Annotated in this window: 20 protein-coding genes; 9 read left to right on the top strand and 11 right to left on the bottom strand. The window is 68.2% G+C overall.

Annotated elements, in window-relative coordinates; all coding sequences use genetic code 11:
- Positions 1–25: 25 nt before the first annotated feature.
- Positions 26–2,080: a transglycosylase SLT domain-containing protein gene (locus ACTJI6_RS05465; RefSeq protein WP_440798529.1), complete on the top strand. Its 2,055-nt coding sequence runs from the start codon at positions 26–28 to the stop codon at positions 2,078–2,080.
- Between the two features lie 3 nt (positions 2,081–2,083).
- Here the strand turns inward: ACTJI6_RS05465 and ACTJI6_RS05460 are convergent, their stop codons facing one another.
- The 4 genes from ACTJI6_RS05460 to ACTJI6_RS05445 form a co-directional block, all read right to left on the bottom strand.
- On the bottom strand, positions 2,084–2,650 hold the full coding sequence (locus ACTJI6_RS05460; protein ID WP_440798527.1) for a dual specificity protein phosphatase family protein: 567 nt from the start codon (positions 2,648–2,650) through the stop codon (positions 2,084–2,086).
- Between the two features lie 35 nt (positions 2,651–2,685).
- Positions 2,686–3,654 carry a DMT family transporter gene (locus ACTJI6_RS05455; RefSeq protein ID WP_440798525.1) on the bottom strand — a complete coding sequence of 323 codons (969 nt, stop codon included), beginning with the start codon at positions 3,652–3,654 and terminating at the stop codon, positions 2,686–2,688.
- Between the two features lie 79 nt (positions 3,655–3,733).
- Positions 3,734–4,522, bottom strand: coding sequence for an inositol monophosphatase family protein (locus tag ACTJI6_RS05450; RefSeq protein ID WP_126152997.1), 789 nt, complete (start codon positions 4,520–4,522; stop codon positions 3,734–3,736).
- A gap of 316 nt (positions 4,523–4,838) precedes the next feature.
- Positions 4,839–5,753, bottom strand: a complete 915-nt coding sequence (locus ACTJI6_RS05445; RefSeq protein ID WP_440798523.1) for a LysR family transcriptional regulator — start codon at positions 5,751–5,753, stop codon at positions 4,839–4,841.
- A 90-nt stretch (positions 5,754–5,843) separates the two neighbouring features.
- Here ACTJI6_RS05445 and metF point away from each other — a divergent pair, with 90 nt between their 5' ends.
- Positions 5,844–6,713 (top strand): methylenetetrahydrofolate reductase [NAD(P)H], encoded by an 870-nt coding sequence (metF, locus tag ACTJI6_RS05440; protein WP_440798521.1) that lies wholly within the window; start codon positions 5,844–5,846, stop codon positions 6,711–6,713.
- Positions 6,714–6,835: 122 nt separating this feature from the next.
- On the opposite strand, the gene ACTJI6_RS05435 is transcribed toward metF, so the two are convergent.
- Positions 6,836–7,990, bottom strand: a complete 1,155-nt coding sequence (locus ACTJI6_RS05435) for a type III PLP-dependent enzyme (RefSeq protein WP_440798518.1) — start codon at positions 7,988–7,990, stop codon at positions 6,836–6,838.
- Between the two features lie 176 nt (positions 7,991–8,166).
- Between ACTJI6_RS05435 and ACTJI6_RS05430 the strand changes: the two genes are divergently transcribed.
- Positions 8,167–8,598 (top strand): Lrp/AsnC family transcriptional regulator, encoded by a 432-nt coding sequence (locus ACTJI6_RS05430; protein WP_126154208.1) that lies wholly within the window; start codon positions 8,167–8,169, stop codon positions 8,596–8,598.
- Here the strand turns inward: ACTJI6_RS05430 and ACTJI6_RS05425 are convergent.
- Positions 8,595–9,236 carry a winged helix-turn-helix transcriptional regulator gene (locus tag ACTJI6_RS05425; RefSeq protein WP_440798516.1) on the bottom strand — a complete coding sequence of 214 codons (642 nt, stop codon included), beginning with the start codon at positions 9,234–9,236 and terminating at the stop codon, positions 8,595–8,597. The two genes, ACTJI6_RS05430 and ACTJI6_RS05425, sit on opposite strands and share 4 nt — an antisense overlap.
- An 82-nt stretch (positions 9,237–9,318) precedes the next feature.
- Between ACTJI6_RS05425 and ACTJI6_RS05420 the strand changes: the two genes are divergently transcribed.
- The 6 genes from ACTJI6_RS05420 to ACTJI6_RS05395 are packed head-to-tail and all read left to right on the top strand — an operon-like array spanning position 9,319 to position 15,631.
- On the top strand, positions 9,319–10,041 hold the full coding sequence (locus ACTJI6_RS05420; RefSeq protein WP_440798514.1) for a DUF1428 domain-containing protein: 723 nt from the start codon (positions 9,319–9,321) through the stop codon (positions 10,039–10,041).
- Between the two features lie 10 nt (positions 10,042–10,051).
- The gene (locus ACTJI6_RS05415; RefSeq protein WP_440798512.1) at positions 10,052–10,840 is read left to right on the top strand and encodes a VOC family protein; all 789 of its coding nucleotides are present in this window, start codon (positions 10,052–10,054) and stop codon (positions 10,838–10,840) included.
- Entirely contained in the window at positions 10,837–11,478 is a 642-nt protein-coding gene (locus ACTJI6_RS05410) for a glutathione S-transferase family protein (protein WP_440798510.1), read from the top strand. Before ACTJI6_RS05415 ends, ACTJI6_RS05410 begins: the two co-directional genes overlap by 4 nt.
- A complete protein-coding gene (locus tag ACTJI6_RS05405; RefSeq protein ID WP_440798508.1) occupies positions 11,475–11,822 on the top strand; it encodes a hypothetical protein in 348 nt (115 codons plus the stop codon). The genes ACTJI6_RS05410 and ACTJI6_RS05405 overlap by 4 nt, the downstream gene beginning before the upstream one ends.
- On the top strand, positions 11,759–12,481 hold the full coding sequence (locus ACTJI6_RS05400; RefSeq protein ID WP_440798653.1) for a glutathione S-transferase family protein: 723 nt from the start codon (positions 11,759–11,761) through the stop codon (positions 12,479–12,481). The genes ACTJI6_RS05405 and ACTJI6_RS05400 overlap by 64 nt, the downstream gene beginning before the upstream one ends.
- A 57-nt stretch (positions 12,482–12,538) precedes the next feature.
- Positions 12,539–15,631 (top strand): valine--tRNA ligase, encoded by a 3,093-nt coding sequence (locus ACTJI6_RS05395; protein WP_440798506.1) that lies wholly within the window; start codon positions 12,539–12,541, stop codon positions 15,629–15,631.
- 67 nt (positions 15,632–15,698) lie between these two features.
- Here ACTJI6_RS05395 and ACTJI6_RS05390 read toward each other — a convergent pair whose 3' ends face one another.
- The 5 genes from ACTJI6_RS05390 to ACTJI6_RS05370 all read right to left on the bottom strand — a co-directional run bounded on the left by ACTJI6_RS05390 (position 15,699) and on the right by ACTJI6_RS05370 (position 19,836).
- Positions 15,699–16,793 (bottom strand): pyridoxal phosphate-dependent aminotransferase, encoded by a 1,095-nt coding sequence (locus ACTJI6_RS05390; protein WP_440798504.1) that lies wholly within the window; start codon positions 16,791–16,793, stop codon positions 15,699–15,701.
- On the bottom strand, positions 16,793–17,029 hold the full coding sequence (locus tag ACTJI6_RS05385; protein WP_126154199.1) for an Lrp/AsnC ligand binding domain-containing protein: 237 nt from the start codon (positions 17,027–17,029) through the stop codon (positions 16,793–16,795). The genes ACTJI6_RS05390 and ACTJI6_RS05385 overlap by 1 nt, the downstream gene beginning before the upstream one ends.
- A 29-nt stretch (positions 17,030–17,058) precedes the next feature.
- The gene (locus tag ACTJI6_RS05380) at positions 17,059–18,429 is read right to left on the bottom strand and encodes an MATE family efflux transporter (RefSeq protein ID WP_440798502.1); all 1,371 of its coding nucleotides are present in this window, start codon (positions 18,427–18,429) and stop codon (positions 17,059–17,061) included.
- Between the two features lie 126 nt (positions 18,430–18,555).
- Positions 18,556–18,909 carry a hypothetical protein gene (locus ACTJI6_RS05375; protein ID WP_440798500.1) on the bottom strand — a complete coding sequence of 118 codons (354 nt, stop codon included), beginning with the start codon at positions 18,907–18,909 and terminating at the stop codon, positions 18,556–18,558.
- Positions 18,910–18,912: 3 nt separating this feature from the next.
- Positions 18,913–19,836, bottom strand: a complete 924-nt coding sequence (locus ACTJI6_RS05370; RefSeq protein WP_440798498.1) for a DnaJ C-terminal domain-containing protein — start codon at positions 19,834–19,836, stop codon at positions 18,913–18,915.
- Positions 19,837–19,882 lie beyond the last annotated feature (46 nt).

Raw genomic sequence — 19,882 nt, 5'->3', positions numbered from 1 at the left:
CGTGGGACGGCGACACAGGACGGTGATGCGACTTCTGCGCGACATGCTGGCCGCCGGGCTGCTGATGCTCGCCCCCCTTGCCCCGGTTCGGGCCGAGGATGCGGGCGCGATGGCCCTTGCCCTGTCGGCGGCGGATGCGAAGGACTGGGTGACGGCGCGGGACGCCGCCCGCCGGTCAGGCCCGATGGCCGAGGCCCTGGTCGGCTGGCAGGCCCTGCGCGGTGGGCATGGGGACATCGGCGCCTATATCGACTTCGTGCGCGCCTATGGCGACTGGCCGGGGCTGGCCCTGCTGCGCGAACGGGGCGACGCGAAGCTGCGCCCGGACCTGCCCGCGCAGGACATCCGCGACTGGTTCGGGGACCGCCTGCCCGACACGCTGGTGGCGGAAACGGCCTATCTGGCGGTGCTGGACCCCGAGGCGGCCCGCGCCGAACGCGCCCGCTTCTGGACCACCGTGCCGCTGACCGCGCCCGAGGAAGCCGCCTTCCTGGCCGCGCATGGTCCCGAACTGACGCCGCTGCTGACCGCGCGGGCCGTGGCGATGTTGGACCGGCAGGACTGGGCGCAGGCCGAACGGCTGCTGCCCAGGCTGCCCGAACCCGACCGCCCGCTGCTGGCCGCGCGCATCGCCCTGCAAGCCGGGCGGGCGGGCGTGGACGACCTGATCCTGGCGCTGCCCGACGCCGCACGCGCCGATCCCGGCCTGACGCTGGACCGCTTTTTGTGGCGGGTCCGCGCCAAGCAGCACGAAGGCGCGCAGGCGCTGATGCTGGACGCCTCGACCGATGCTGCGGCGCTACGCCTCCCGGAGGCCTGGGCGCAGATGCGGGTGGATTACGCGCGCATGGCGATGCGGGGCGGCGACTGGGCGCGGGCCGAGGCCCTGGCCCGGCCGCATTTCCTGCCGCCGGACAACCGCCATTACGCGGATCTGGAATGGCTGGCCGGCTTTGCCGCGCTGAAGCAGGGCGCGGCGGACCGGGCGCTGTCGCATTTCCGGCATCTGGAAACCGTCGTCGGCAGCCAGATCAGCAAATCCCGCGCTTTTTATTGGCAGGCCCGCGCGCATCAGGCGCTTGGCGACGCCCCGGCGGCAGAGGCCGCCTTCGCGCAGGCGGCGGCCATGCCCGGCACCTATTACGGCCAGCTTGCCGCCGAGCAGGTCGGCGCGCCGATGCCCGCCGATTATGCCGCCCCCGGCCCCCTGCCCGACTGGCGCGGGTCGTCGCTGGGCCACAGCAGCGTCTTCCGCGCCGGGCTTTGGCTTCTGGCGACGGGCCGCGCGGACGAGGCGCAGCGGTTCTTCCTGCACCTGTCGGAAACCGCCGATCCGCAGGACACGCTGCGCATGGCCCGCCTGATGTCCGAGGCCGGGATGCCCTGGCACGGGCTGCGCCTGTCGAAACGCGCGGCCGACAAGGGCGTGATCCACCCGGCGGCGCATTTCCCGATGACCGGCTTGCAGGACGGCGACCACCAGGTGCCGCCGGAACTGGTGCTGTCGATCGCCCGGCAGGAATCCGAATTCAACCCCGCCGCCCGCAGCCCGGTCGGCGCGCGCGGGCTGATGCAGGTGATGCCCGCCACCGCAGAACAGATGGCCCGTCAGATCCGAGAGCCCTTCGACCTGGCGCGTCTGACGGCGGACGGCGACTATAACGCCCGGCTGGGCGCGGCCTATCTGGCGGGGCTGCGCGACCGCTTCGGCGCGTCCACGGCGCTGACAGCCTCGGGCTACAACGCCGGGCCGGGGCGTCCGGCCCGCTGGCTGCGCGATTTCGGCGATCTGCGCCGCGACATGGACCCGGTGGAATGGGTGGAACTGATCCCCTTCGACGAGACCCGCAATTATGTGATGCGCGTGACCGAGGCGATGCCGATCTATCGCGCCCGCATCCACGGCGAACCCGCGCCCATCGTGCCGACCTGGGATTTGACCGGCGGCGGGCTGATGCCGCCCCCGGTGGCACGGCTGACGCTGGCCCTGTCGGCGCGCCCGGTGGAAAAGCCCTTCATCGGGCCGCGGCTGCCCGCAGGATGGCTGCCGCCGGCCGTCGAGGAAGCGGCGGCGCGATAGGCCCTAGCTGTCGGGAAAGCCCAGCCAGGCCTCCATCTCCTCCCATGTGGTGTCCATCGCCCAGGCCTTGCTGATCCAGGGAATCCCGACATGGCCATAGGCCAGCGACAGCTGCCATTCCGCCGCCGCCTCGCCCCGCCCCTCGATCCCCGCGACATACAGCGCCGAGGCCAGCCCGGTGCGGTCGGCGCCGCCCATGCAGTGGATCAGCAGGGGCTTGGGCGCGGCCCTCATCACCGCGATCAGCGCCATCACCTGCGCCTGGTCCAGCTCCTTGCTGGCGGACATGCGAAAGTCGATATGCCGGATGCCAAGATGGTCGGTCAGGGCCAGTTCGGTTTCATACCAGTCGGCGCCCGCGTTTTCCCCGCGCAGGTTCAGAACGCTGGCGATGCCGTATTCGCGCTTCCACCGCGCCAGCGCCTGGCCGTCCATCTGGGCGGCGCGGTAGACCTGGCCGGGGCTGACCTCGTGGAAATTCCCGCTGAGACGCAGGAACCCCAGCCAGGCCGCCGTCGCGAACAGCAGGACGGCCAACCCCAGACCCAGCCGCCTTGCCTTGCGCCCCATGCCACTCCCCTGAAAACCCGCCTCTTTCTAGCGGCCTAGGACCGGCCTGCGTCAATGGATTTCTGCCGCGCGCGCCACAACGTGAACAGCCCTGCCGCGACCACGATGGCGGCACCGATCGCCACGTTCAGGTGCAGCACCTCGGCGAAGACCGTGACGCCGATGACGCTGACCCAGACAAGCTGGGTATAGGCGAAGGGTTGCAGGGCAGAGGCCTCGGCCAGTTCATAGGCGCGGATCAGCAGCCAATGCGACGCGATCCCGCAGGCGCAGAGCAGCGCCATCCAGATCCAGTCGGCGGGGGCCAGCCATTCCCACTGCCGGATCCCCAGGATCGTCACCGTGACCGCCCCGGCGATGCCGGTCCAGAAAAAGCTGACCTGGGCCGGATCGTCGCGCGACACATGCCGCGTCAGCAGCCCATAGACCGCGAACAGCAGCGCGCAGGCGAAGGCCATGCCCGCCCCCAGGTTCAGCGGGGTGCTGCCGGGCCGCAGGATGATCAGGATGCCGACGAAGCCCACGCCGATGGCCGTCCAGCGGCGCCAGCCGACCTTTTCACCCAGGATCGGCCCGGACAGCGCCGCGACCAGCAGCGGATAGGCGGTGAAGATCGCATGCGTGCCGACCAGGCCCAGGCGGACAAAGGCCTCGATCATGATTGTGGTCTCGATCACCAGGATCGCGCCGCGCAGGATCTGGGTCTTGGGCCGCCTGGTGCGGATGGCGCGGCGCAGCCCGCCCGGCTGGCGCGAGACCAGGGCGATCACGAACAGCGCGAACACCCAGTATCGCAGCATGACGATCAGGACCGGGGGATATTCGGACCCCAGCACCCGCGAAAACGCGTCCTGGACGGCGAAGATCAGGCTGGTGGCGCACATCAGCAGGATGCCCAGGCCGGTCCGGTCCCTGGCGCCCTGCGTCACCGGCGGAATCGGCGGCGGCGCGGCCGCAGCGGCCGCCGAGGCGGCATAAGGCAATGGATCCTGATCGTCTGGCATGGCGCGTTCCCTGGATGGGTCCGCCATGCGCCCGTTTCCCCCCCAAGGTCAAGGCGGCCCCGCCCTGCCGGGGCGCAAATCAGTCGCGGCTGCGGATGATCTTGGCCAGCGGTTCGAACACCTGGGTGTTGGCGGCGATCAGGCGGCCCGATTCCAGCGGGTCGTCGCCGTCGCGGATGCCTTCGACAAAGCCGCCGGCCTCGCGCACCAGCAGGATGCCCGCCGCCACGTCCCAGGGCTTGTTGCCGCGTTCCCAATAGCCGTCGTATCGCCCCGCCGCCACATAGGCGAGATCCAGCGCCGCCGATCCCATCCGCCGCACACCCGCCGTCAGCGGCATCAGCCGGGCCAGATCCTGCAACGCCGCAGGCAGCGGACCGCGCCCGGCAAAGGGAATGCCGGTGGCAAACAGCGATTCGTCCAGCCGCCGACGCCCGGAAACGCGCATCCGCTGGTCGTTCATGAAGGCGCCGCCGCCCTTCTCGGCCACGAACAATTCGTCCTTGGCCGCGTCGAAGATCACGGCGGCGACGATTTCCTTCTTGTGTTCCAGCGCGATGCTGATCGCCCAATGCGGCAGCCCGTGCAGAAAGTTGGTTGTCCCGTCCAGGGGATCGACGATCCAGCGGCGGGTCGGATCCTCGCCCGCCTCCTCGCCGGTTTCCTCGCCCAGCCAGCCATAGTTGGGGCGCGCGCCGCGCAGTTCGTCCTTGATGATCCGCTCGGCCTCCTGGTCGGCCTTGCTGACGAAATCGCCCGCGCCCTTGACGCTGACCTGAAGGTTCTCGACCTCGCGGAAATCCTTGACGAGGCTGCGCCCGGCCTTGCGGGCGGCCTTGATCATGACGTTGAGGTTGGCGCTTGCCATGGGATGCTCCGGGAATGGGGGTCGGGGGCGTCATAGGGGCAAGCGGGGGGAATGTGAAGCACATCAGACCACACCGCACCGCACTACACCCCGGCTGGCGAAGGCCATCGCCTTCGCCACAGCGTGACAGCGCCACCCGAACCGCCGGGCCCCCAAGGCCCGGCCAGCGCCCGCCCCGCCCCCGGCGGGCGCTTCACGCCCACCGGGTCGGGCGCCGGCCTTCCCTGGTCGCGGGCGGCACCGTCTCTGATGGCACCGTCGCGCGAAGGGCGGGGAAACGCGGTGCGTTTCCTTGTCCCGCCCGGAGAGGGTTGGCCTAAGCCACCGCCCCGCGCAGCATCCGCAGCGGTTCCGTCCGCGACAGGCGCAGCACATGGGCCATGTAGGGCTGTCCCAGATCCTCGGACCGGATCGCCGCGTAAAGCCGCCGGATGATGCCGCCCTGCGTCAGCGGCAGCATGGCGATTTCCGCATTGGCAGATTCGCGGCGCAGCACCCAGTCGGGCATCACCGCCACCCCGCGCCCGGATGCGACCAGCATCAGCGACACGGCGGTCAGTTCGACCGTGCGCTGCCGGGCGGGTTCCACCCCTGCGGGCGTCAGGAACTGGCTGAACACGTCCAGCCGCGCCCGGTCCATGGGATAGGTTATCAGCGTTTCGCCGGCCAGATCGGCAGGATCGGCATGGCCCTTGGCCACCAGCGGATGATCGGCGGGCACCACCAGCGTGGGCGAATAGTCGAACAGGGGCTGAAACACGATGCCCGCCATCTCCTCGGGGTCGGACGAGATCACCAGGTCGACCTCTTGCCGGGCCAGGGCGGGCAGCGCGCCGAAGGCCAGCCGCTGGCGGATGTCCAGGTCTACCTCGGGCCAAGTCCGGCGGAAGATGTCCAGCACCGGCAGCAGCCAGTCGAAGCAGGCGTGGCATTCCATGGCGATGTGCAGCCGCCCGATGCGGCCCGCCTCGACGCCCTTGAACTCGGCCTCGGTGGCGGCGACCAGGGGCAGCACCTGCTCGGCCAGCCGCAGCAGGCGCATCCCGGCGGGCGACAGCCGCATCGGCTTGGCGCGGCGGACGAACAGGTCCACGCCCGCCTGCTCCTCCAGCGCCTTGACCTGGTGCGACAGGGCCGACTGGGTGATGTTCAGCACCTCGGCCGCGCGGGCCAGGCCGCCCTGTTCATGGATGGCGCGGATGGTGCGCAGATGGCGCAGTTCCAGATGCATGGTGAGGCAGGCTCATGTTGATCTTGAGGATTATGAATTTGTCTCACGAGGCAGCGCGTGGCACAAGCGCCCAAAGCCAAAGGAATCGCCATGCCCCGCCCCCGGATCAGTTTCGAGTTCTTTCCGCCGAAGACGCTGGATGCGTCCTTCCGGCTGTGGGAAACCGCGCGGGCGCTGGCGCCGCTGGCCCCGGATTTCGTGTCGGTCACCTATGGCGCGGGCGGCACCACCCGCAAGCTGACGCATGAGGCGGTGACGACCATCCACCGCCATTACGGCATTCCCGTGGCCGCCCACCTGACCTGCGTCGAAGCCACGCGGGCCGAGACGATGGAGATCGTGCAATCCTATGCCGATGCCGGGATCCGCGAGATCGTGGCCCTGCGCGGCGACGCGCCCAAGGGCCAGGACCGCTTCATCCCCCATCCCGAGGGCTTCGCCAACACGGTGGAACTGATCGAGGCGATCGCCGCGCGCGGCGACATGACGATCCGGGTCGGCGCATACCCTGAACCGCATCCCGACAGCAGCGGCGCGGACGCCGACGTGGCCTGGCTGAAGCGCAAGATCGACGCGGGCGCGACCAGCGCCATCACGCAGTTCTTCTTCGATGCCGAGACCTTCTTCCGCTTCCGCGACAAATGTGCCGCAGCCGGGATCGAGGCGCCGATCATCCCCGGCATCCTGCCGATCCAGGGCTGGGCCGGGGCGAAACGCTTTGCCGCGACCTGCGGCACCAGCGTGCCCGCCTGGGCCGAGGAGGCGTTTTCCAAGGCCGCCGCCGAAGGCCCGGCGGCCGAACGCGCCCTGTCCGAGCAGACCTGCGTCAAGCTGTGCCGCGAGCTGCTGGAGGGCGGGGCGGACCGGCTGCATTTCTATACGCTGAACCGGCCCGACCTGACGCTGGCGGTCTGCGGGGCGCTTGGGGTGGAACCGCTGGATCTGGGGGCGGTGGCCTAGCTGGGGGACTTCACGTCCCCCACTCGGGCCTGCCGGCCCCTTCCTTGCTGAAAAAGGTCCACTGGACCTTTTTCCGGGCGCTCGGAAGCCCCTGTGGGATAGTTAAGCGAAGATGAAAGGCTTCATTCGAAGCCCATCACTGTCGCGCGGGTCATGGCGCCGAAGCCGTTGAAGCGGGTGTTGGTCACGACCGAATAGGCGCCCGCGCCGTGGAAGATGACGTAATCGTCCTCGGCGATGTCGTCGGGCAGGGCCAATTCTCCCGGCAGGCGGTCGACCGAATCGCAGGTCGGGCCGAAGATCACGCGGCCGTTGCGGTCGCCCGTGCGAGGCTTGCCCTGCGGCGTCAATACCTCGATCCGGTCGATATTGCCGATGATGGGCAGTTCGGCTAGTCCGCCATAGACGCCATCGTTCAGGAACACGTCGGTGCCGTCGCGCACCCCCTTGACGCGGGTGATCAGCGCATAGGCGTCGGCGCAAAGGCCCCTGCCCGGCTCGCAGACCAGCGCGGGGGCATCGTCGCCGAAGCATTCCGTGACGGTGTCGGCGATTTCGGTGAAGATGGATTGCAGGTCGGGTTCCACCCCCACCACACGGTGCGAGGGGAAGCCGCCGCCCACGTTCAGCCGCCGCGCCCGGACCCCCGCCATATCGCAGATTTCCCTGGCCACGCGGATATAGCTTTCCCATGCGATGGGGTCGGTGCATTGCGTGCCCGGATGGAAGGTCAAGGACGCGACATAGCCGCGTTCCGCCGCCAGCCGCAGCAGATCCGCCGCCAGATCCGGCGTGGCCCCGAATTTCGATCCGAAGTCATAGGCCGCGCCCAGGACCGGCAGCTTGAAGCGGGGCGAGATCTCGACCCCCTGCCCGTTCCCTTGCGTGGGCACCTGTTCGAACAGCTTTTCCAGTTCGCTGCGGCTGTCCACCGACCAGGCGAGGATGCCCTCGCCGACGCCATGCGCGATTTCCCGGCGCGAGCGGACAGGGTTGTGGTAATGACGCGCGGCGCGCGGCGCGAGACGGCCGATCAGGTCGATTTCGAACGGGGAAGCCACGTCGAAACCCTGGATCCCGGCGGTCACCAGATTCTGGATCACCGCCTCGTCCGGGTTCGATTTCACGGCATAGGTGACAAGGCCCGGAAAGCCGTCCAGAAACTGCCGCGCCCGGTCCTGCAACACCGTGGGCGCGAAGGCCATTACTGGATGGTCGGGCTGAAGATGGCGGATGATCTCGGCCGGATTGTCCCAGACGGTCTTCTGTGTCCCCATTGCATGGGATCCTTTCGCGCGTTGGATGCGGGCGGGTGTCGTCAGGTCGAAGCCCCTTAACCCAGAATGGCGCTTTTGGGTTTCAATTTCACCGATGAAAAGGGTAGATTCGCGCCCCTTGCGCGCTATTATGCCGAACATTGTGTCATTTTGACGAAACAGCGGGGCCTCGCCGATTGGACGATCTGGATCGCAACATCGTGGCGCTGCTGTCGCAGGACGCGCGCACATCCATCGCGGTCTTGGCGCGGCGGCTGAAGGTGGCGCGGTCGACGCTGCAAGCGCGGCTGGAACGGCTGGAAACATCGGGCGCCATCGCCGGATACACCTTGCGCCTGGGCGACGCCGCCAGGCTGGGCCGGATCCGCGCCACCGTCCTGCTGGCGATCGAACCGCGCAGCCAGCCCGCCATCCTGTCGCGGCTGAAGGCAATGTCCCAGGTGGAGCGGATCCACACCACCAGCGGCCGGATCGACCTGCTGGTGCAGATCGTCAGCGGATCGACGGCGGAACTGGACGAGGCGCTGGACCGCATCGGCGCCATCGACGGCATCCGGTCGCATGAAAGCCTGATCCACCTGACGACCAAGCTGGACCGCGCGGTCTAGCGCAGCCGGAACAGGTCCACGAAGTCCTGCGCGGCCCGCGCGTCGCCCGCCAGGCCGATTATCCCTTCGTCGGCCAGACGGGCCAGCGGCACCGGGCCATAGACCGCCCGCGCCAAGCTGTTGCCGTCGCCCTCCAGCGTGAAATCGCCCTGCGGATCGGCCAGGGCCTGGGGCCGCAGCACGCCGTCGCCGGACAGGCGCTGCACGAAGCCCTCGCGCGCGGTACGGAAGGCGGCGGCGACATGGCCCCGCGCGTCGCCGATCATCGCGGTCATGGAAATCATCAGCGCCGTGGGGCTGATGAAGCGCCGCGGATCATGGCCGGGATGGACCGCCCCCCAGCGGCACATCGCCTGCAAGACCGGCAGCAGCGCCCGGCCGCTGTCGGTCAGCGCATAAACGCCCAGGGCCGCGTCATGGGTCAGCACCCCCGATTGCGCCAACTGCCCCAGCCGCTGCGTCAGCACCGTCGCGGTGATCCCCGGCAGGCCCTGGCGGATCATCTGGAACCGCTTGGGCGCCAGCATCAGTTCCCGCACGATCAGCAGCGCCCAGCGGTCGCCGAACACGTTCAGGGCATGGGCCGCAAGGCAGCCCTCGTCATAGCGGATGCGCGTGGTTTCGCCGGCGTTAGTCATTTTTTCATACTATCAGTTGCTTTTTGATACTTCAACTGCCACGCTGCGACTCATCGGGGCCTGACCCCAGGGGAGGAATCAGATGACCTATATTTCCGGCTTCGTGGCCGCCGTGCCGCGCGCGAACAGGGACGCCTTCATCGCCCATGCCAAGGCTGGCTGGCCCTGGTTCCAGAAACGCGGCGCGCTGCGGATGGTCGAATGCCTGGGCGAGGATGTGAAGCCCGGCAAGCAGACCGATTTCTATCGCGCCACCCAGGCCAGGGAAGACGAGGTGCCGCTGTTTTCCTGGGTCGTATGGCCGGACAGGGCGACCGCCGACGCGGCCTGGGCGGGGATGCAGGACGGCACCGACCTGCCCGAGATGCCAGAGATGCCCTTCGACGGCGCGCGCATGTTCTGGGGCGGCTTCGCGCCCATCGTCGAGGAAGGCGAAAGCCGTCCCGGCAGCTATGTCCAGGGCTTCGTGCTGGCGGCGCCGGCGGACAGGAAGCAGGCCTATATCGACATGGCCAAAAGCGCGACCGAGATGTTCCGGGGCTATGGCGCGCATTACCAGGTGGAATGCTGGGGCGACGATGTGCCCCACGGCAAGCTGACCGATTTCTATCGCGCCACCGATGCCCGCGACGGCGAGGTGCCGCTGTTTTCCTGGATCGAATGGCCGGACCGCGCCACCTGCGACGAGGCGGGCCGGAAGATGGAGGCCGAGATGGCCGACATGGAGATGCCCGAAATGCCCTTCGACGGGATGCGGATGTTCTGGGGCGGCTTCACGCCCGTCTTCGACAGCAAGACCGCGTAAGGGGGCGACCATGACCAAGGTTCACGGGCTTCCCGTCTGGTTCGAGCTTGCGACGACCCAGGGGCAACTGGGGGCGGCGGGCGATTTCTATGCCCGCCTGTTGGGCTGGCAGGTCGCCGATGCGGGGATGGAGGGGTTCGCCTATCACCTCGCCTCGTCCGACGGCGACATGGTGGCGGGTCTGATGGAAATCCCGGACGGGATGGCAGAGATGCCGCCGAACTGGACGATCTATTTCGGCGTCGACGATGCTGACCGCGCAGCAGCGGCGGTCGCCGCCGCGGGCGGGCGGATCTGGAAAGAACCGGCCGACATTCCCGGAACCGGCCGCTTTGCCGTCGCGGCCGATCCGCAGGGCGCGCCCTTCGGGATCCTCGCGCCGCTGCCGATGGCGGGCGGCTCGGGCGGCGGGGCCTTCGATCAGCGGAAGGCCGGGCATGGCAACTGGACGGAACTGATGTCCAGCGATCCGGCGGCGGGATTCGCCTTCTATGCGGACCTGTTCGGCTGGTCCAAGGGCGAGGCGATGGACATGGGCGAGATGGGCACCTATCAACTGTTCCGCCACGACGGCGCCGATATCGGCGGCATGATGGGCCTGGGCGATGCGCCGCGACCCTGCTGGCTGGCCTATTTCGGCGTGAACGGCGTCAACCCGGCCATCGCCCGGATCCGCGAAGGCGGCGGCACGGTCCAACACGGCCCGCACGAGGTTCCGGGCGGCGCCCATATCGCCGTCGCCACCGATCCACAGGGGGCCTGGTTCGCCGTGGTGGGTCCGCTGGAGACGGCGGCATGACGCTGGTCCTGACCACCTATGACTGGGTGCCCGACTTTCCGCGCGGCTTCGTGCGCGACCTGCGCGTCCGCTGGCTGCTGGAGGAACTGGGCCGCCCCTATCGGGTCGAAACCGTGCCGATGAAGGACCGCACCGCCGCGCATCTGGCAAGCCAGCCGTTCCACCAGGTGCCCTTCATCCGCGACGGCGACCTGACCCTGTTCGAGACCGGCGCGATCCTGCTGCACCTGGCCCAGGGCACCGCGCTGATGCCCGACGCGCAGCACGCGCAGGTCCAGCAATGGCTGATCGCCGCGCTGAACAGCGTCGAGGTCTGTTGCATTGCCTGGATCCTGGCCAAATTCTTCGACAAGGACGAGGCGGGCGCGGCCCTGCGCGAGCCGCTGGTCCGGCAGCGGCTCGCGCAGGTGCAGGCGGCGATGGCGGGGCGCGACTGGATCGCGGGCGACGCCTTCACGGCGGCCGACATCATCATGGCCGACGTGCTGCGGATCCCGGCGCAGAACGGGCTGCTGGACGACCTGCCGCAGCTTGCCGCCTATCTGGAACGCGCCACCGCGCGGCCCGCCTTTCGCAAGGCCCTGGCCGACCAGATGGCGCATTGGCGGGCGGCGGATGCGCGCCGGGGGGCGGCATGATCCGCCCCGGCCGCAACATCGCCATCAAGGTTCCGCCGCATCGCTGGGACGAGACGGTCGCCTTTTACCGCGACCGGATCGGCCTGCGCGTGACAAGGGAACTGTCCGCCAGCATTGGCTTCGACCTCAACGGCTTCACCCTGTGGAACGACCGCGTTCCGCAGCAATCGCAGGCGGATGTCTGGCTGGAACTGTTCAGCGACGACCCCGACGCGGCACTGGCCCGCCTGGGCAGCCCGCAACGCGACGAACTTGAACCGCTTGACGGCGTGACCGGCCACTGGACCTCGGACCCGGCAGGCGTGGTGGTGCTGGTCCGCAAGCCGAGGGAAAGCGAAGTCTGATCCTCTTTGGCCACCCGTTGTCCAGCTATTGCCAGAAGGTGCTGATCGCCCTGCATGAGTTGGGCGCTGATTTCATCTTTCGCCACATCGACCTGTCGGCCGAGGAGGATCGGCGCCTGATGGCCCGCCTGACGCCCATGGGCAAGATGCCCGCCCTGCGGGACGAGGCGGCGGGGGTCACGCTGGCCGAAACCTCGATCATCATCGAATGGCTGGACCGCCACCATTCCGGCCCCGCGCCGCTGCTGCCCCGCGATCCCGACGCGGCCCTGCCCGCCCGGCAATGGGACCGCTTCTTCGACATCCATGTGATGAACTCCGCGCAGCCGATGGTCGATGCGCGGCTGTTCATGGCCGAGGGCGCGGTGGATGTGGTCGCCCCCTTCGCGCGCAGCCAGCTCGACCGCGCCTATGTCGCCGCCGACTGCCAGCTTGCCGGGCGCGACTGGATCGCGGGCGATTTCGGGATGGCCGATTGCGCGGCGGTCCCGGCGCTGTTCTATGCGGGCATCCTGCATCCCTTCGACACCCATCCGAACCTGTCGGCCTATTTCGAACGCCTGCTGGCGCGGCCCTCGGTCATCCGGGTGCTGGACGAGGCCAAGCCTTGGCTGCACTGGTTCCCCTTCGCAGACCGGATTCCCGCCCGGTTCCGCTGACACTTGGCCTTTGCGCAGCCTTTCGGTAATCCATCCCCAAGCAAGGGGATCGCCGACATGAGCATGGACAAAAGCTTTGACGCCAAGGCCGCCGAGGCGCGGATCAGCGTCCAGTGGGAACAGCAGAACGCCTTCGCCGCCGGGGCCAACGCTTCGCGCAGCGAAACCTTCACGGTCATGATCCCGCCGCCCAACGTGACCGGCAGCCTGCATATCGGCCACGCCTTCAACAACACGCTGCAAGACATCCTGGTCCGCTGGCACCGGATGCGCGGCTTCGACACGCTGTGGCAGCCCGGCCAGGACCATGCCGGCATCGCCACGCAGATGGTGGTCGAACGCCGCATGGCCGAACGCCAGGAACCGGGCCGCCGCGACATCGGTCGCGAAGCATTCGTCGAAAAGATCTGGGCCTGGAAGCAGGAATCCGGCGACACGATCATCAACCAGTTGAAGCGGCTTGGTGCGTCCTGCGACTGGTCGCGCAATGCCTTCACCATGTCCGGCGCCCCCGGCGCCCCTGAGGGCGAGGAGGGCAATTTCCACGACGCGGTGATCCGGGTCTTCGTGGACCTGTATGACAAGGGCATCATCTATCGCGGCAAGCGGCTGGTGAACTGGGATCCGCATTTCGAAACCGCGATCAGCGACCTGGAGGTCGAGAACCGCGAGGTTCCCGGCCATATGTGGCATTTCAAATACCCGCTGGCGGGCGGCGAGACCTATGAATACGTGGAACGCGACGCCGACGGCAACGTCACCCTGCGCGAGGTCCGCGACTATATCAGCATCGCCACGACCCGGCCCGAGACCATGCTGGGCGACGGTGCGGTGGCGGTCCATCCCGACGACGCCCGCTATGCCCCCATCGTCGGCAAGCTGTGCGAAATCCCGGTCGGGCCGAAGGAGTATCGCCGCCTGATCCCGATCATCACCGACGAATACCCGGACCCCGCTTTCGGCAGCGGCGCGGTCAAGATCACCGGGGCGCATGACTTCAACGACTATGGCGTGGCGATGCGCAACAACATCCCGCTGTATGCGCTGATGGACACCAAAGGCGCGATGCGCAGCGACGGGCTGTCCTATGCCGAAAGCGCCGCCTTCGCGTCCCGCGCCGCGCGGGGCGAGGATGTGGGCGACGTGTCCGACGTGAACCTGGTCCCCGAGGATCTGCGCGGCCTCGACCGGCTGGAAGCGCGCCGCCGCGTGGTCGAACAGATCAACGCCGAGGGTCTGGCAGTCACATACCTGCACAAGGAAATCGACGCCGAAACCGGGGCCGAGCATCTGGAACGCCGTCCGCTGGTCGAATCGAAGCCGATCATGCAGCCCTTCGGCGACCGCTCCGGCGTAGTGATCGAGCCGATGCTGACCGACCAATGGTTCGTTGATACGAAGCGCATCGTCGGCCCCGCGCTGGAGGCCGTGCGCGACGGCCGCACCCAGATCCTGCCCGAACAGCACAAGAAGGTCTATTTCAACTGGCTGGAGAATATCGAGCCGTGGACGATCAGCCGCCAGCTTTGGTGGGGGCATCAGATTCCGGTGTGGTATGGTCTGGACATGACCGCCCCCGAGGGCTTTCAGGACGACGAGGGCGACGGCGCCCTGGATGAAGTCGAACTGTTCGAGCTTTTGGTCGACGGGCTGGTCCAGCGTGGCGAGATCCACCACGCCGCCGCCGATTTCAAGGCCGTCGCCGACCGGTTCCGCGCCGATATCGTCGATCTGCCGCAGCCCCTTGAAATCTCGCGCGTGATCGAGGTCGAAGACCGCGAGGCGGCCATCGACGCCCTGGCGCGGGGGCTGGCTGAATACAACCTGACGCAGGATCCGACCAGGCTGGTCTATCCCGTCTGGCGCGATCCCGACGTGCTGGACACCTGGTTCTCGTCCGGCCTCTGGCCGCTGGGCACGCTGGGCTGGCCCGAACAGACCGAGGCGCTGCGCAAGTATTTCCCGACCGACGTGCTGGTCACAGGCTTCGACATCATCTTCTTCTGGGTCGCCCGGATGATGATGATGCAGCTTGAGGTGGCAGGCGACATTCCCTTCCGCACCGTCTATGTCCACGGCCTCGTGCGCGACGAAAAGGGCGCGAAGATGTCGAAGTCCAAGGGCAACGTCATCGACCCGCTGACGCTGATCGACGATTTCGGCGCCGATGCGCTGCGCATGACGCTGACCGGCATGGCCGCGATGGGCCGCGACCCGAAGCTGGGGCCGAAGCATGTCGAGGGGGCGCGGAATTTCGTCACGAAGATCTGGAACGCCACGCGGTTTGCGGAAATGAACGGCGTGCGCGGCGGCGGCGCCCTGCCCCAGCCGACCCACACGGTGAACCGCTGGATCATCGGCGAGGTCGCGCGGATCCGCATGGCCACCGACGAGGCGCTGGCCTCCTATCGCTTCAACGACGCGGCGAACGGGCTTTACGCCTTTGTCTGGGGCAAGGTCTGCGACTGGTATGTGGAATTCGCCAAGCCCCTGTTCGACGGCGACCATGCAAGCGAGACCCGCGCCACGATGGGCTGGGTTCTGGACCAGTGCTATCTGCTGCTGCACCCGATCATGCCCTTCGTGACCGAGGAACTGTGGTCGCTGACCGGCGACCGTCCGAAGATGCTGGTCCATGGCGACTGGCCGGCCTATGGCGCCGAGCTGATCGACACTGATGCGGACCGGCAGATGAACTGGGTGATCGCACTGATCGAGGCGGTCCGGTCCGCCCGCGCCCAGATGGGCGTTCCGGCGGGTGCCAAGCTGGACCTGATCGTGACCGAGGCTGACGATGCCGCCCGCGCGGCGCTGTCCGCCAACGCACCCCTGATCGAGCGGCTGGCGCGGGTCAATGCGCCGGTGGACGGCGCGGCGGGCAAGGGCATGATCGCCGTCGCGGCGCAGGGGGCGAGCTTTGCGCTGCCCATCGGCGACGTGATCGACGCGGGCGCGGAAACGGCGCGGTTGCAGAAGGCGGTGGCGAAATCCGAGAAGGACGCGGACGGGCTTCGCAAGCGGCTGTCGAACCCGAAATTCGTCGAAAATGCCGAGGCCGAGGTGATCGAGGAAACCCGCGAGAAGCTGGCCGCGCTTGACGACGACATCGCCCGTCTGCGCGCGGCCCTGGCGCAGCTGGCGGCGCTGTAATGGTCGGCGGCGGCGCTTGCCGGGAAGGCAGGCGCCTCCGGCGGGGGTATTTGGACAAAGAAGAAGCCTAGAGCGTGGCGAGCGCGCGCGGCAGCGCCTGTTCCAGGATGTCAAGCTCGGCATCCGGGCCGCAACTGATGCGGATGCAGCGGTTCAGGGGCGCGACGCCGGGCATACGGACAAAGACGCCCTGACCGGCCAGGGCATCGACCAGGCGGCGGGCGAAGGCGCCGTCGCGATGCGTGTCGAGCGCCACGAAATTGGTGGCCGAGGGCAGCGCGGTCAACTGGTTCCGGGCGCCGATCGCTGCGATGCGGTCGCGGGCGGCGGCGACCTGCGCGACCCCCTGGGCCAGCCAGTCCTGGTCCTGCAAGGCGGCAAGTGCGCCGATCTGGCTGATGCGGTTCATGCCGAAATGGTTGCGCACCCGGTCGAAGGCGGCGATCAGGTCGGGATGGCCGATGGCATAGCCTACCCGCGCGCCCGCCATGCCATAGGCCTTGGAAAAGGTGCGCATCCGAATGACGCGCGGATCGTCGGCAGAGATGGCCGGGATCGCCTCTGCGGGGGCGAATTCGGCATAGGCCTCGTCCAGGACCAGCAGGCTGTCGGGCGGCAGGGCATCCAGCATCGCGGCAATCGCCGCGCCGTCCTGCCAGCTTCCCATCGGGTTGTCGGGATTGGCCAGATAGACCAGCCGTGCCCCGGTCCGGCGGGCGCGTTCGGCCAGAGCCTGCGGATCCTCGGCATCGTCGCGATAAGGCACCTTGTCCAGAACCCCGCCGAAGCCCGCGACATGGAAGTTGAAGGTGGGATAGGCCCCATCCGAGGTTACCACCACATCGCCGGGCGCGACCGTCAGGCGCACCAGCAGGCCCAGCAGCCCGTCGATGCCTTCGCCCACCATGATGTTTTCGGGCCGGACGCCGTGATGGGCGGCCAGCGCCGCCGTCAGGTCGAAGCTGGTCGGATCGGCGTATTTCCAGACTTCGGCCACCGCCGCCTGCATCGCGGACACCGCGCGGGGGCTGGGACCGAAACCGTTTTCATTGGCGCCAAGCCGCGCGGCGAAGGGGCGGCCCGCCTGGCGTTCCAGCGTTTCGGGTCCGACAAAGGGGACGGTCGTGGGCAGGCCCGCCGGGATCGGGGCAAGGCGGACCATCAGAAGGCGCGGAAGGTCATGGTGGTCAGCGTGCGGCTGATATGGGGAATGTCGAACAGCTTTTCGGACAGGAAGCGGCCGACATCCTCGTCCTCGGGGATATAGACCTTGGCGATCAGGTCGTAATCGCCCGAGGTCGAATAAAGTTCGCTGACGACCTCACGGTCATAGATGGCCTCGGCGACCTGATAGGTCTTGCCAGGCTCGCAGCGGAACTGAACGAAGACGGGTCGCATATTGGCCTCCTTTGCCGGTCGGCGCCACGTTAGACCGCCGCGGCCGGACGGGTCCAGACCCCCCGCGCATGGCCGCGCCAGAACCGCGCCATCAGCAGCACCGCCGCCACTGTCAGCCCGACGCAAAGGCCCAGCCACAGACCGGCGGGCCCGAAGCCCAGCGGGAAGGCCAGCCCCCAAGCCACCGGCATGCCCACCACCCAATAGCTGAACCCGGCGATCCACATCGGCACGCGGGTGTCATGGACGCCGCGCAGGAAGCCCAGGGCAATCACCTGGAAGGCGTCGGTCAGCTGGAACAGCGCGGCATAGACCAGCAGCCCCGCGCCAAGCGCCACGATGGCGGGCCCGCGCGGATCGGCGGGATCCAGATACAGGCGCACCAGCCCCTCGCCCGCCAGCAGGTAGACGGCGATGGCCAGGGCCGCGAAGGCCAGAGACATGCCGATCACCGTGATCGCCGCGTCGCGCATCCAGGCGGCGTCGCCGCGCCCCTTGGCTTGGCCCACCCGGACCGTGGCGGCGTTGGACAGGCCCAGATGCACCATGAAGGTGATCGAGGTGATTTGCAGCGCGATTCCATGCGCGGCCAGTTCCTGCGTGCCGATCCAGCCCATCATGATGTTCGATCCGACGAACAGCCCGCCCTCGGCCACCAGGGTCAGGCCGATGGGCCAGCCCAGGCGGAACACCTGGCGCAGGGCGGCCCAGTCGGGTTTCCAGAACCGCTGGAACAGATGATACTTGCGCGTGGCGGGCAGCCAATGGGCATAAAGCGCCAGGACCGCAAGCTGCATGGTCTGGACGATCACGCTGGAGATGGCGGCGCCGCGCACACCCAGTTCGGGAAAGCCCATGTTGCCGAAGGTCAGCAGCCAGATCAGCGCGATGTTCACCGGCAGCCCTGCCAGCGTCACCCACATCACCACCTGCGCCCGCTCCAGCGCCGCCAGATAGGAATTCAGCGCCAGCGCGCACAGCATCGGCAGCAGGCCCCAGCCGGCGATGCGCAGGAAATCCTGCGCCAGCGCGGCCACGGTTTCGGTCTGCCCCAAGGCCAGCAGAATCGGGCCGGAGAACCAGAACAGCGGCAGGCACAGGATCGAATGGATCGCCGACAGCCACAGCGCCATGCGGGCGGCGCGGCGCACATCCGTTTCGTCGCCCCGCGCGACAGCGGTCGCGATCAGACCCATCACGCCGGTGCCATACCCCATGCCCAGGAAATACAGGATGTGGATCATCGACGTGGCGATGACCAAGGCCGCCAGCGCCTCGACCCCGTACCAGCCCAGCATCACCGTGTCGCTGACATGAATGCCCATCCGCGCCAGATGGCTGCCGATCAACGGCAGGCCCAAGGCCAGGGTCGCGGCGATATGGGGGACGAAGCGGGACATGGAACCCCGCTTAGCGCGGCGCGGGGCCGTTCACAATCTGCAAGTCAGCGGGGCAGTTTACCCAAGACATTGAAAGCGGGCGTTGTTCGGATAAGGCGATGCAGCAGCCCGCAGGGGGACAACCACCTAGCCCTTCTCGACCCTCACGATCCGCAGCCGCCGGACCGATTTCTGGATTCGTCCCCGCACCTCGTCGGGTTCGGTGGCGACGGCCTGGATCAGCGCGCGCATGTCGCCGCGCGCGGTGTTCAGCTGGTCGATCAGCGACATCACCATGGCCAGGGAATCCGAGGGCAGGTCGTAGAAATCCGACAGGTCGCACAGCAATTGCAGCCGCGCCAGGTCGGTTTCCGTATAGGCGGCGCCCTGCGGGGTGACGACAGGCGTCACCACATGGGCCGACACGAAGGACCGCAGGCGGTCCAAGTCCAGGCCGTCCAGGATCGCCACGACCTCGGCTTCGGAATAGTGACGGGCCATCGCTTATCCCTCCGCTTTCATCCCGGCGCGCGGATCATAGGGGTGATCCTTGCGCCACTGCTCGAAGAACCGGGCCAGGTCGTCGTCGACCTTGGGCGGCATCACGACCTTCAGTTCCACATGCTGGTCGCCGCCGTTGATGCCGCGCCCGCGCAGGCGCAGCTTCTGGCCCGTGGTCGCCCCCTTGGGGATGGTCAGGTTCACCGGACCGTCGATGGTGGGGGCGGTGACCTTGCCGCCCAGCACGGCCTCGGGCAGGCTGATCGGCAGGGTCAGCAGGATGTCGTCGCCCTCGCGCCGGAAATCGGGATGGGGGGCGACGCTGATCGTCAGATAGGCATCGCCCGCGCCGCCCTGGCCCAGGCCCTTGCCGCCCTTGCCCTTCAGCCGGATGGTCTGGCCGTCGCGGACCCCCCTGGGGATCGTGACCTCCAGATCGCCGCCTTCGGGCAGGGTGATGCGGGTCTTGCCGCCCCGCGCGGCGGTCAGGAAATCGACCTGGAGCGAGAATCGGTAATCCTGCCCGCGCACATGGAAATCGCGCGGATCGTCATACTCGTGGCCGCGATGAAAGCCGCCGCGCCGCCCGAACAGATCCGAGAACACGCCGGACAGGTCGGGGTCGCTGTCGAAGCCGTAGCTGCGGGCATAGGGGTTTCCCGCCGCCTCGGCATGGTCGCGCCAGGCGCGGCGCTGCGGGCGTTCCTGGCCCTGGTCGTCGATCTCTCCCGCGTCGAAGCGGCGGCGCTGTTCGGGATCCTTCAGCAGGTCATAGGCGGCCGAGGCCGCCTTGAAGCGCGCCGTCGCCGCGGGATCGGGGTTCAGGTCGGGATGATCCGCCTTGGCGATCCTGCGATAGGCCTTCTTGATGTCGGCGTCGCTGGCCGATTTCTTCAGTCCCAAGGCTGCATAAGGATCGCCCGCCATGACCTGTCCTCGTTTCCGTGCTTTCGGATCAAATAGATAGGCAGGA

This window comes from Paracoccus sp. 22332, from assembly GCF_052045125.1.
In the GTDB taxonomy this organism is placed as follows: domain Bacteria; phylum Pseudomonadota; class Alphaproteobacteria; order Rhodobacterales; family Rhodobacteraceae; genus Paracoccus; species Paracoccus haematequi_A.
The sequence above is the reverse complement of the archived record's forward strand: the minus strand, read 5'-3'. Positions and strand labels throughout refer to the sequence as shown.